This is a genomic window from Myxococcus vastator (assembly GCF_010894475.1).
Taxonomy (GTDB): Bacteria; Myxococcota; Myxococcia; order Myxococcales; family Myxococcaceae; genus Myxococcus; species Myxococcus vastator.
Genome location: NZ_JAAIYB010000282.1, coordinates 1 through 11116 on the forward strand (window position 1 = coordinate 1; position 11116 = coordinate 11116).

The 11116-nt window shown below is 70.8% G+C and carries 12 protein-coding genes; 5 read left to right on the forward strand and 7 right to left on the reverse strand.

Annotation, left to right across the window (positions count from 1 at the left end; all coding sequences use genetic code 11):
• The coding region (locus tag G4D87_RS24545) for a zinc-dependent alcohol dehydrogenase family protein (RefSeq protein ID WP_163784641.1) at positions 1 to 716 on the reverse strand (716 nt) is incomplete at its 3' end.
• Between the two features lie 54 nt (positions 717 to 770).
• On the opposite strand from G4D87_RS24545, the gene G4D87_RS24550 reads away from it, so the two are divergent.
• A complete protein-coding gene (locus tag G4D87_RS24550; RefSeq protein ID WP_163784642.1) occupies positions 771 to 1775 on the forward strand; it encodes a multiheme c-type cytochrome in 1005 nt (334 codons plus the stop codon).
• Positions 1772 to 3295, forward strand: a complete 1524-nt coding sequence (locus tag G4D87_RS24555) for an NADase-type glycan-binding domain-containing protein (protein WP_163784643.1) — start codon at positions 1772 to 1774, stop codon at positions 3293 to 3295. The genes G4D87_RS24550 and G4D87_RS24555 overlap by 4 nt, the downstream gene beginning before the upstream one ends.
• A 60-nt stretch (positions 3296 to 3355) precedes the next feature.
• Here G4D87_RS24555 and G4D87_RS24560 read toward each other — a convergent pair whose 3' ends face one another.
• Together G4D87_RS24560 and G4D87_RS24565 are read right to left on the reverse strand one after the other, a co-directional pair.
• Positions 3356 to 3982 (reverse strand): hypothetical protein, encoded by a 627-nt coding sequence (locus tag G4D87_RS24560; protein ID WP_163784644.1) that lies wholly within the window; start codon positions 3980 to 3982, stop codon positions 3356 to 3358.
• Positions 3983 to 4053: 71 nt separating this feature from the next.
• A complete protein-coding gene (locus G4D87_RS24565; RefSeq protein ID WP_240358559.1) occupies positions 4054 to 4530 on the reverse strand; it encodes a putative toxin-antitoxin system toxin component, PIN family in 477 nt (158 codons plus the stop codon).
• An 82-nt stretch (positions 4531 to 4612) separates the two neighbouring features.
• On the opposite strand from G4D87_RS24565, the gene G4D87_RS24570 reads away from it, so the two are divergent.
• A complete protein-coding gene (locus G4D87_RS24570; protein WP_163784646.1) occupies positions 4613 to 5869 on the forward strand; it encodes a DEAD/DEAH box helicase in 1257 nt (418 codons plus the stop codon).
• A gap of 18 nt (positions 5870 to 5887) precedes the next feature.
• Here G4D87_RS24570 and G4D87_RS24575 read toward each other — a convergent pair whose 3' ends face one another.
• From G4D87_RS24575 to G4D87_RS24590, 4 genes are all read right to left on the reverse strand, one after another.
• Entirely contained in the window at positions 5888 to 6769 is an 882-nt protein-coding gene (locus G4D87_RS24575) for an alpha-ketoglutarate-dependent dioxygenase AlkB (RefSeq protein ID WP_163784647.1), read from the reverse strand.
• Between the two features lie 96 nt (positions 6770 to 6865).
• Complete coding sequence (locus G4D87_RS24580; RefSeq protein WP_240358560.1) at positions 6866 to 8389, reverse strand: penicillin-insensitive murein endopeptidase; 1524 nt, start codon at positions 8387 to 8389, stop codon at positions 6866 to 6868.
• A 229-nt stretch (positions 8390 to 8618) separates the two neighbouring features.
• A complete protein-coding gene (deoD, locus tag G4D87_RS24585; protein WP_163784649.1) occupies positions 8619 to 9338 on the reverse strand; it encodes a purine-nucleoside phosphorylase in 720 nt (239 codons plus the stop codon).
• Between the two features lie 13 nt (positions 9339 to 9351).
• The gene (locus G4D87_RS24590) at positions 9352 to 9765 is read right to left on the reverse strand and encodes an energy transducer TonB (protein ID WP_240358561.1); all 414 of its coding nucleotides are present in this window, start codon (positions 9763 to 9765) and stop codon (positions 9352 to 9354) included.
• A gap of 185 nt (positions 9766 to 9950) precedes the next feature.
• On the opposite strand from G4D87_RS24590, the gene G4D87_RS24595 reads away from it, so the two are divergent.
• Both G4D87_RS24595 and G4D87_RS24600 read left to right on the forward strand, forming a co-directional pair.
• Complete coding sequence (locus tag G4D87_RS24595) at positions 9951 to 10622, forward strand: abortive infection system antitoxin AbiGi family protein (protein ID WP_240358562.1); 672 nt, start codon at positions 9951 to 9953, stop codon at positions 10620 to 10622.
• Positions 10623 to 10682: 60 nt separating this feature from the next.
• A partial coding sequence (locus G4D87_RS24600) for a hypothetical protein (protein ID WP_163784651.1) occupies positions 10683 to 11116 on the forward strand: 434 nt, incomplete at its 3' end.

Here is an 11116-nt window from a genome sequence, read left to right on the forward strand (position 1 = left end):
GCCCCACCCACTTCCACCACGTGGTCCACGCCCACGCCGCCCGTCAGCGCGCGCGCCGCCTTGTCCCAGTCCGGCGTCGTCCCGTAGTTGATGCCCTCATGCGCTCCGAGCGTCCGGGCCCGCGCCAGCTTGGCGTCACTGCTGGAGGTGATGATGATTCGCGCGCCCAGCAGCCTGGCAATCTGCAGCGCGAAGATGGACACGCCACCGGTGCCCTGCAGCAAGACGGTGTCTCCGGCCTTGAGCGCCCCATGGGTGACCAGCGCGCTCCACGCCGTCACGGCCGCGCACGGCAGCGCCGCCGCCTCTTCATCGGAGAGATAGGCGGGCGTGGGCACCGCGCCGTCCTCGTGCAGCAGCACCGTGTCCGCGAGGGCACCGTCCAGCGGTCCTCCCAGCGTGCTCCCCTGCGCCGCCCGCGTGGGCTCCCCGGCGCTCCAGGCCTGGGCGAAGAGGCTCATCACCCGGTCGCCGGGCTTCACCCGCGTCACACCCGGGCCTACCGCATCCACCACGCCCGCCGCGTCCGAGTTGGGAATGAGGGGCAGCTTCTGCCGGGGGTTGTAGCGCCCCTCCACCATCATCAAGTCACGGGAGTTGAGGCTCGTGGCCCTCACGCGCACCCGCACCTGCATGGGGCCGGGCGTCGGGTCCGGCCGCTCGACCTGCACCAGCTTGTCCAACCCGAACCCCGCTTGGATTTCATAGGCTCTCATGGGTGAGGGGTTGTACCGCGCGCCTCCCAATCACGCCTACAGTGCGAGGCCACCGTGTCCGCGCTCGTCCTCTTCACCTGTTCGCTGCTGGCCATGGCGCCCACGCCGCGATTCCCCATGGGCACCGCGCGCATGGACGTGGGGCCCGCGCCGCATGGCCTGCCGGACTGGCGTGTCCAGCGCTGCGCGGAGTGCCACGCCATCCAGGTGGACGCCTGGCGACACAGCGGGCACGCCACGGCCCGCACGGATGACGTCTTCCAGGTCGCCTTGACGGAGGACCGGCCCGGCTGGTGTGTGCAATGTCACGCGCCGCTCGCCCGGAACCTGGAGCGCGGCCCGCTCCCCAAGGACAGCCCTCCCGAGGAACACGGCGTCACCTGCGCCGGCTGCCATGCCCCCACGGGCGCTGAAGGCCAGGCGCCCGGGATGCCCTGCGCGGGCTGTCACCAGTTCGGCTTCCCCGTGGTGACGAGCGCGGGCCAGCGCGTGCGGCTGTCCCAGACGCAGCCTCAACAGGACACGGTGGGAGAGTGGCGCCGCTGGCAGACCCAGAGCGGCGACACGCGCCATTGCACGTCCTGCCACATGCCCCGGGGCAACCATGGCTTCGGCGGCACGCGGCGCACCGAGTCCCTCAAGGCCGCGCTCCGGGTGGAGCAGACGGGCGCGTCCCTCCGTGTCTCCACACGCGAGGTGGGCCATGCGTTCCCCTCGGGTGACGTCATGCGCTGGGTGAGCGTGGACGTCTCAGAGGACCCGCTCTTCGAAACCTCCCGCACGGTGGCCACGTTCGGCCGCCGCCTGGAGGTCCGGGAGTGGCCTCATGAGCCCCTGCCCCACCTGGGCGCGGTGGAGGACACCCGCCTGCTGCCAGGAGAGACTCGTCACGTGCCGCTCCCCGCGGGGGCCCGGTACGCGCGCGTCATCTACCACCTCGTGTCCCGCGAGCAGGAAGACTCGGGCCTCTACCCGCCAGGCCTGTCCCGGCTCGTGCTCTGGGCCTCGCCCCTCCAACCCGCTTCGCCGTCCCACCCCGTGAAGGAACGCACGCCATGATTCTCCTGTCGCTCCTCCTCGCCGCGACACCGCCCGTCATGCTCGAACCCGACGCGGGCGCGGCGAACCGGCTGCATCCCCGCCGCGTGACGGCCTCCTCCTTCCTGAATAGCGGAGGGAAGGACCACCTGCCGCTCTACGTCGCGGATGACGACCCGGCCACCGCCTGGGTGGAAGGCGCCAAGGGCCGGGGCGAAGGCGAAGCCCTGGAGTGGTGGGGACCGGAGCTCACCCGCGCGAAGACGTATCGCCTGTTCATTCGCAATGGCTTCCAGCAGTCCGCGGAGCGCTTCCGCGCCAATGCCCGGCCGCGCAAGGTGAAGCTGGAGCCGCTCGTCCAGGGCGAGACGGGGCCCCAGGTGACGGGCACCCCGCTGGAGACAGAGCTGAAGGACGTGCTCGGGTGGCAGGAGGTCCGTCTGCCCGTCCCGAACCGGGTCCACGGGGTGCGGCTCACGCTCGTCTCGACCTATCCGGGCGCGTCGCACGCAGACACCAGCCTCAGTGACTTGCGCGTGTACGTGGAAGGTGAAGACCCCTACAAGCCGGAGGCAGAGTCCGCGGCCTTCGAGCAGGTCCGCGCGTCCGTCCTCGAGCGCAAGCAGGTCGCCGCGCCTGCCGGCAACGCGGCCCGGATTGAGTGGGCGCCCCGCTACGAGGGGGAGGTGCTGTTCACGCTGGACCGCACCCGCGAGGAGGGCGAATACGCGCGGGGGCTGACCTACGCCGTCGGACTGTTCTCCACGATTCCCGTGAAGGACAGCTACAAGCCGGCGCTGGAGCGCGCGAAGAAGCTGGCCGCGCTCTTCGACCGGGTGAACCTCGACTACGAGGGCCAGGACTCCGAGGCGCGCGCGAAGTGGAGACGCGTCGCCCCCGCGCAACCCTGGGCCCAGAAGGTCGTGGCGCGAGCGGCGCTCTCCAGCATGGAGAGCGACGGCCTCTCACCGGTCTCCGGTCTGCTCCACCTGGAAGACGCGCGCTTCTTCGAGGCGGATGCCAGCCCTGCGCGGATGCTGGCGACCCTTGAGCAGACCCACGAGAAGGAGGCCCAGGAGGCCAGGGTCTGCATGAGCAGATGCGAGCGCCAGCGCAAGGCGGTCGCCTTGCCCGAGGGCAGCTTTGACTGCTCCTGCGTGCTCGAGTGCCTGGGCGGCTGCAATCGCGTCTCCAGCCTCTCGCTCAGGAAGCCCCAGCCCTCGCGCCCCGGCGGAGCCTTCATCCTGGGCTCACTCGCCCGCCCCACGTCCTTCCTCCATGGCAGGGTCGAGTTCACCGGAACCCGTGAGACCTGGCCCACCTTCCGCCAGACGCTCATCGCCTATGCCGGAGCGAAGGCCGAGGCCGTGCTCACCTACGACGACGCAGACGCCCGGGGGGGGAACGTCCTCCGCATGCGCATCCATGTCCTCGACTGGAGCGAGACAAACGGCAAGGCGAGCCTGTCGGCCATCACCACCTTCCTCGTCTCCGAGACCCACGTCCGGGTGATGCGCCATCACCCGGTGAAGCGGGCCTGAGTCACCCCAGCGGGCCCGGAGCGCCCTCCGGGCCCGCCGTGAGCGCCTCACCCCCGCGCCTCAGGGCTGCTTCTGGAGCTGCACCGTCAGTGACGTCATCCCGCCGGACGCGCCGAACGAGACGGTCCCCGCGCTGAACTGCTGCTCGGTGAAGCGCGTGACCAGGACGTCGGTAATGGTGTCGTCGGACGTCAGGTCCTCATCCCAGAGGCGGAAGGCCCACCCCTCCGCCATCAACTGACTCGCGCGCGCCGTACATCCCCCCGTGGTCCACGTGGGCGAGGTGCTCTGCACAACGGGCGTGTTGAACGCGGACGTGCTTCCCGGACAAGCCATCTGGACGAACACGTCCGGCGCGGAGCTGTCCGCGTCCCACGCCGAGCCATTGTTGCTGGGGGCCACCTGGGCGGAGACGGGCTGGACGCGCCAGACACCCTCCGGGTCCACGCCGCAGGTCTGGTCCACCTTGCACACCTGCGCGGTGCCACACGCCTGGCACGCGGCCCCTGCCTTGCCACACGCCGAGGTCGACGTCCCCGTCTGGCAGACATTGTTGAAGCAGCAGCCCGCGCAGTTCGAGGTGTTGCAGTCCACCTTCTGCGGCGTGCCGCCGGGGTTGTCGTCATCTCCACCGCAGGCAACGAGGGTGGACAGGGCCAGCGCCACGACCATCGCAATCCGGAACATGTTCTCTCGCTTGGGAATCGAGTGCAGGTGCAGCTCGACGCGAAAGATGTTCCGGAGCGGGCGGCGTGTATCTACCCCCTGGGTGGTAGGCGGGCCACGGCCTGCCGGGGCGTGAGGATGGCGAAAGACAGGCCCGCACGGTCCGACATGGACAGCACCCGCTTGTCCTTGCTCACCAGCCACGCCGCTCCGGCTCGCGCGGCCAGACTCAGGAACATCTGGTCGTCCCTGTCCCGGCAGCGGGGCAATGACGGCGTGGGCACGGACTCGGCGGATGGCGCCAGGTGGACCTGGGCCCGGTAGCGCTCGAACGCGGCGGTCCGCTCCGGCGCGCCCAGACCGGGCTGGAAGTTGCGCGAGGCCAGCACGTAGCCCAGCTCCGCCAACGTGTCCGCGTCCGTCCAGGCGGTCAGCGTCCCCGCCGCGAGGGCCTCGGCCAGCGGGCGTGTGGAGGGGTCATCGAACACGAAGAGGTCCAGGACCACGTTGGTATCCAGGACCACTGGCAGCGGCGTGAAGGGCATCAGGTGTTCCAATCCGGCCATCATGCCCTCCTGGCGGGCGGGAATCACGGCGCCTGCCCCGCGAGGCCCTTTCCCACGAGGCCTCGCGACGTGGTACCCCCAAGCCGTGAGCGACTCCTTCGAACAACTGGGCCTCTCGCGGGAGACGCTGGGCGCCCTGCGCCGCGCGCGTTTCACGCAGCCCACCCCCATCCAGCAGCAGGCCATCCCTCCAGCGCTCGACGGCAGGGATGTCATCGGCTGCGCGGCCACCGGAACGGGCAAGACGGCCGCGTATGTCCTCCCCCTGGTGGAACGGCTCGCGGGCAAGAAGGGCACGCTCGCGCTGGTGCTGGCCCCCACGCGTGAGCTGGTCCAGCAGATTGCCGAGCCGGTGCGCTTCTTCGCGGAGCCGCGCCGCCTCACGCACGCCGCCGTCATTGGCGGTGAAGACATGGGCGCGCAGGTCAACGCCCTGAAGACGCTGCCTTCCTTCGTCATCGCGACGCCCGGGCGGCTGGTGGACCTGATGGAGAACACCGACGTCCGCTTCCCGCACCTGGAAGCGCTCGTCCTCGACGAAGCGGACCGGATGCTCGACATGGGCTTCTTGCCGCAGCTCGAGCGCATCGTCGCCCACCTGCCTCGCCGCCGACAGACGCTGCTGTTCTCCGCGACGCTCGGCCCTGACGTCACCCGCTTCGCCAAGAGCCGGCTGTACAACCCCGTGCGCCTGGAGGTCACCCGCAGCGGCACGCCCGCCGAGCGCGCCGAGCAGCGGCTGTACTTCCTCCGGCCCGAGGAGAAGACGCCGCTGCTGCTCACCCTGCTCGCCCAGGACTCGGCGACGGCGCTGGTGTTCACCCGGGCGAAGGAGCGCGTGGACAAGGTCCAACGGGCGCTCCAGCGCGCGGGGTACCGGACCGCGGTGCTGCACGCGGACCGCACGCAGAACCAGCGCAAGCAGGCCATGGAGGGCTTCCGCAACGGCACCTACCGCTGCCTCGTGGCCACCGACATCGCGGCGCGCGGGCTGGACGTGGAGGACGTGGGCCACGTCATCAACTACGACTTGCCCCATGCACCCGAGGACTACGTGCACCGCATTGGCCGCACGGCCCGGGCCGCCGCCAGCGGTATCGCCTCCACCTTCGCCACCACGCGCGAGGGGCAGGTCATCACGCGCATCGAGCACCTGATGCGCTCGGAAATTCCCCGCGTCCAGGTGCCGCGCGAGGACCCCGTCTTCAAGGAGGCGTGGGAGAGCTTCCTCGCCGCGCAGAAGGACCCAGGCCCTCCGCAGCAGGACCACGGACAGTCAAAGCGCACGCCGGACCAGGCACCGGGCCGGCACGCGCGCTCGCATGGCAAGCGCCGCTCGTAGGCGCGGGGCGGCCTTGCGTCAGGCCGGCGTGCCCGGCACCTCACGCGAGAGGGCATCGCGGAAGAAGGCGCTGCCCTGGGCGAGCCGCGCCATGTAGGGCCGCACGTCCTCGCGCGCCTCGGGAGAGAGCGCGGCGAAGGGAATGACGTGTTCGTCCGGCACGTAGCGGAACGTCAGGTTGATGCGACGGGTGCGGAAGTCGGGCAGCTCCGGGGCCAGCGTCTTGCCCGTGCGCGTGTCCACCCGCTGCACGCGGTGGAACGTCTGCTCCTTCCAGTGCGCGCCACCGAAGAGCTGGAGCGAGCCGTCATCCAGCCACTGCTCCAGCACCACCGCGTCGCGCTCGCCCGGGCGGGAGGAGGTGACGAACTGGATGAGGGCACGCTCACCGAAGGACAGCGAGGCCACGGGGCCCGGCTCGAAGTCCTTGTGCTCGCCCACGCGGGCGGTGTCCACCCAGCGCCCGTCCTCCAGCCGGCTGCCGTAGAAGTTCACCAGGCAGGTGTTGAGGTGCCAGCGGGGAGGCATGTCCGGCCCGCGGTACATCCGCCGCGCCAGCTCCTCGATTTTCGCCACCTGGCGCTGGAGCACCGCCGGGAAGGGCTCGGCCTGGACGCACCGGTTCAGGATGCCCTTGGGCGGGTGGTAGTAGTCGAGGCACGCGAACTGCCAGTTGCCGAGCCAGTACACCGGCCGCAACAGCCTCCGCTGGGACTGCCCCGGTGGCGGGGGGAAGTGCTGGGAGTAGCGCTCCTCCCACAGCGGGTGGAGCGTCGCGAGCCAGCTCAGGGCCTCCGCGCGGTCGGCGACGGACATGAAGCTCGCGTTGTAGTGGTGGCCAGGGGAGCGCTGACGGGCCTTGTGGGCCAGCGAGCGGCCCTTGTGCGGGGGAAACGCCATGGACGGCCCGTGCCTACCACACTCCGGAACGAACGAGCCCCGTGTCACCACCAGGGAGACACGGGGCCCAAGCCTGCATGGCGGGTGAAGGACAGGTCAGCGGCCGTGGGTGATGCCCGCGGCGCCCGTCTCCTTCTCGCGCGTCGGCACGACGGTGGGCTGCACCGCCGGAGCCGGGCTGGCGGCAGCGGCCCGCTCCACCGGCGCCACGTTGGCGGACGCGGGCTTCACCGAGGCCACGTCCAGCGCACCACCGGAAGCGGGCTTCACCGCGGCCACGTCCACGGAGGTCCCCACGGCCGGCGTCACCACCGGAGCCGCCTCCCCCGCGGGAGCGGAGGACAACACGGTCGATGCGGCCTCCACGGACGCCGCGCCCACCGCCGGGACGACGGTGGCCGCCTGCTGCGCCGCAGTCCCCTCGGGCCGCGCACAGCCATTCTCCGCCTTCGCCGCGGGCGCGGCGGCAACCATCGTCGGCGCCACGGCGTCCGGCGGTAGGCGGCGGCCAGGCAGCACGAACGGCGGCGGCACGGGGCAGTGCGTGCAGGGCCCGCGCAGGGGCACGGACAGCCGGTTCCCCGCGCGCAGGAAGTTGTTCCGCATCCGGTTGGCCTTCTTGATCAGCGCCACCGTCGACCCGTACTTGAGCGCGATGCCGCCCAGCGTGTCGCCGCTCCGGATGCGGTGCGTCGTCACGTTGTGCTCCGGCTGGAGCGCCAGGAACGGCTGCACGCGGCGGCCCAGCTCCTGGGCGCGCGGGTTGTGGAAGCGGATGTGGAAGTGGTCGCGGTGGCCGCGAGCGTGCCGGACGACGCCCGTGGGGCCGTCATTGAAAATCGAGTCCAACCACGCCTTGTCCTCGCCCGCGCGCACCGCGTGGTCGTAGATGACCTTCCGCACGCGACGGTCGACGAGAATCATCTGCACGTCCGTCTTCACCAGCACCGAGCGGATGAACTCCCAGTTCAAGGCCACGTCGATGACGTGCTCACGCGCGCGGGTGCGGATGGGGTCCACCGTCGGGTAGTAGAAGCCCACGTCCACGTCGCGGCCGTTCTGGTGGCTCTTGTGAGGGCGCATGTAGCCGCCCTCCTTGTGGCTCATCCCGTTGACGCGCAGCGGAGGCGCGTTCGGGAAGCGGGCCCGCACGTCACGGATGGCCTCGGCCAGGTAGTTGACGGTCTCCTCGGTGGCCCAGGCGCCCGCGGGGGTGACCACAATCCAGTCGTCCCCCTGGGGGAACTGCTGGGCGTTCACCAGCCGGCCGCTGTGCGCGAAGCCCACGGCCATGGAGCCCAGCGACGCAATCTCCTCCTTCCACCGCCGCGCCAGCTCCTCGTCGGAGATGTCCGCCGAGTAGAGCGGCCCCGTCGGCTCGGCGCCCGTGGCAACGGCGTCCGGCGTCTCCTTCTCGCCGTCATCGCCCTCACCCTCGGCCAGCTCCTCCTCCTCGGACTCCAGGTCCTCCGCGCTCAGCGCGCAGCCCTCCGCGGGCTCGGAAGCAGCCGGGGCCACCGGCTCGGCGGGCGGAGCGGACGCCAGCGGAGGCGCCTCCGGCGGCGGCTCGGCGGCGGCCACGGGGACGGAGTCCTGGGCGCGCACGGCGGCGGCCGGCACGGTGCCAGAATGGGGGGAGACACGCGCGGCACAGCCGGCGCAGACGAGCAGGAGCCAGATTGGGTAACGCACCGGCGCGGAGGATGGCCCGGAATCCTGCTGGGCACAAAGCACCGACCGGGAAATCTGGCCGCCCCCCGCGCCCAGAAGCGCTGTAAGAGCGGCCCTCTCGTACCTTCAGAGCGGACGGGTCTTCCGGGCCCCTGCCCGCCTGCCCTCCAACCAGGCGCTACGGGGTGGGCTCGGCGTGGGCGACGTCCAGGGCGAGCTCAATCATCTCGTCGAACGTCGTCTGCCGCTCCTGCGGCGTGAGCTTCTCCCCGGTGATGATGTGGTCCGACACCGTGAGCAGCGCCAGCGCGCGGGCGCCCGACTCCGCGGCCACACCGTAGAGGCCGGCGACCTCCATCTCGACGGCCAGGACGCCCATCCGCGCCAGGGTGGCGTTGAGCTGCTCTTGCGGGTGGTAGAAGAGGTCGGAGGTGAAGACGGGGCCGGCGCGCACCGGCTTGTTGCGCCGCTCCGCCGCCTCCACGGCCCGGCGCGCGAGCGTGAAGTCCGCCACCGCGGCGAAGTCATGCCCCATCAGCCGCATCCGATTCACGTTGGAGTCCGTGCCGGCCCCCGTCGCGACGATGACCTCCCGGACCTTCACGTCGGTGCTCAACGCGCCACAGCTGCCCACGCGGATGAGGACGCGCACCCCGTATGTCTTGATGAGCTCGGTGGCGTAGATGGAGATGGAGGGGATGCCCATGCCGTGCCCCATCACCGACACCCGCCGGTTCCGGAACGTCCCCGTGAAGCCGAGCATGTTGCGCACGGTGGTGACCTCGCGGGCACCTTCCAGGAAGCGCTCGGAGATGTAACGCGCCCGGAGCGGGTCGCCGGGCATGAGGACTACGTCAGCGAAGTCACCGGGGGCCGCGGAGATATGAGGAGTCGCCATGGGCGCACCATAGCTACGGCGCCGCCACCCAGGCCACGTGGAAGTGGGCGTCCAGCGTGGCGCCGGGGAAGCTCGCCGGAAGCGGCGGGAAGGGCGCCGCCTTCTTCACCGCCGACAGCGCGGCGGCATCCCACGTCTTCGAGCCGGACTCCGTGGACACGTCGGCGGAGAGGAGCTTGCCGTCTCGGCCAATCACGGCCCGGACCACCGTCTTCTTCCCCAAACCGGGCGTGCCCTTGGCACGGGGTTGCCGCCACTTCCCCGCGACGCGCGAGTAGACCTTCTGCTGGTAGTCGGCGCTGGTCAGGTCCTGCTGGAAGAAGGCCTGGAGCCGCGGACTGCCCGCGGCGGCCAGGGCCATGGGCGACAGGACCAGGGCGAGCACGGCGGCGAGCGCCAGGCGACCATTTCGGAGCAGCGTTTCCAAGAGCGTTCCCTCGTCAAGAAGCCGCTCACCATAGCCGCGCGGACAGCCCCCGTCCTCCCGAATGCAAGACAGGCAGGCGCGGGGCGCCACGCGCCGTTCGAGTTGCATCCCCCTGCCCCGTCCGGGACATTGCCCGCGGAGTAGGGATGATGCTCGGCTACCAGACGAATCCACAGTGGCGAGACATGTCTGACTTCGTGGTCCACTTCACGAAGCCGGGACCGCCCTGTCATGACGCCTACCAGAACATGATGAGCATCCTCGGCGCGCGGACGCTCATCCCTGGCGCCGAGGGCTTCGGCATCGCCCGCCGCGAGCCCGCCGTCGCCGAGCGCCACCGCTCCGTGTGCTTCAGCGAGATTCCCCTGGACCAGCTCGCCCGGCTCGTCCAGCGCCGCAGCCTGTATGGCATTGGCTTCAGCAAGAGCTACATCCTCTCCCAGGGCGGAGGCCCCGTCTGGTACGTCCAGTACGCCTCCCCCGCGCACCTGGCCCTGAAGCACCAGGTGGAGCGCGCGCTCGCGGCGCCTTCACCCCAGCAAGAGCCCATCTGGTCCATGACGCCCTTCGTGGACATCCAGGGCGACCGCCACAACGCGCCCTACAGCTACCGCTTCGACTGGGAGCGCGAGTGGCGCGTGCCAGGCCTGCTCCGCTTCACCGAGCATGACGTCTCCGCCCTCTTCCTCCCGGAGGAGCTCCACGACACCGCCCGCGACTTCTTCGCCTGGGCCGTGCGCGAGAAGGCCGGCCCTGGCTACTTCTGCCCCTGCCTGGACCCGCTGTGGAAGTCGGAGCAGATCGCCGAGGCGCTCGCGAAGCACGCCGTGGACTCCGTGCGCCTCAAGGCCGGATAGCGCCCTGGGAGACAAGGGCGCTTGACCCTGCACCTTGGTGCGGACCGTAGCGTTCCGCGCATGAACCGGAACGAACCCACCCGCATCATCCAGGCCAGCGCCCTCTATGACCTCGTCGTCACCGCCCCCTTCGCCACACCGTGGACGGCGGGCTGGCTCCTGGAAAAGCTGCACCACCTCCATGTCGTCCTCGGGCTGCCCGGCGCCACGCCGCCGGAGTTCGGCCCCATGCACCTCTTCTTCGTGAGCCTGATGGGCACCATCGTCACCGTGTGGTCCCTGCTGCGCCTGTGGCGTCCCGAGCCCGTCCTGGGCGCCATGGACACCCTGGGCCGCGCCGGCTTCTCGCTCTGGATGGCCGTGACGTTCGCAGCGGGCCAGACGGGCCTCCTCGCGGTCATGCTCACGCTGGAGCTGACGTGGTTCTTCGTCCAGGGGGGTGCCATCCTCCGGTGGTGGAGGAACACCCATGCCCACGCGCCCCGCCCCCAGAC

What these genes read in the sequence shown, in the direction of transcription:
- G4D87_RS24555 (WP_163784643.1), top strand. Translation starts at nt 1,772, where the DNA reads ATGATTCTCCTGTCGCTCCTCCTCGCCGCGACACCGCCCGTCATGCTC.
- G4D87_RS24595 (WP_240358562.1), top strand. Translation starts at nt 9,951, where the DNA reads ATGTCTGACTTCGTGGTCCACTTCACGAAGCCGGGACCGCCCTGTCAT.
- deoD (WP_163784649.1), bottom strand. Translation starts at nt 9,338, where the DNA reads ATGGCGACTCCTCATATCTCCGCGGCCCCCGGTGACTTCGCTGACGTA.
- G4D87_RS24560 (WP_163784644.1), bottom strand. Translation starts at nt 3,982, where the DNA reads ATGTTCCGGATTGCGATGGTCGTGGCGCTGGCCCTGTCCACCCTCGTT.
- G4D87_RS24575 (WP_163784647.1), bottom strand. Translation starts at nt 6,769, where the DNA reads ATGGCGTTTCCCCCGCACAAGGGCCGCTCGCTGGCCCACAAGGCCCGT.
- G4D87_RS24565 (WP_240358559.1), bottom strand. Translation starts at nt 4,530, where the DNA reads ATGATGGCCGGATTGGAACACCTGATGCCCTTCACGCCGCTGCCAGTG.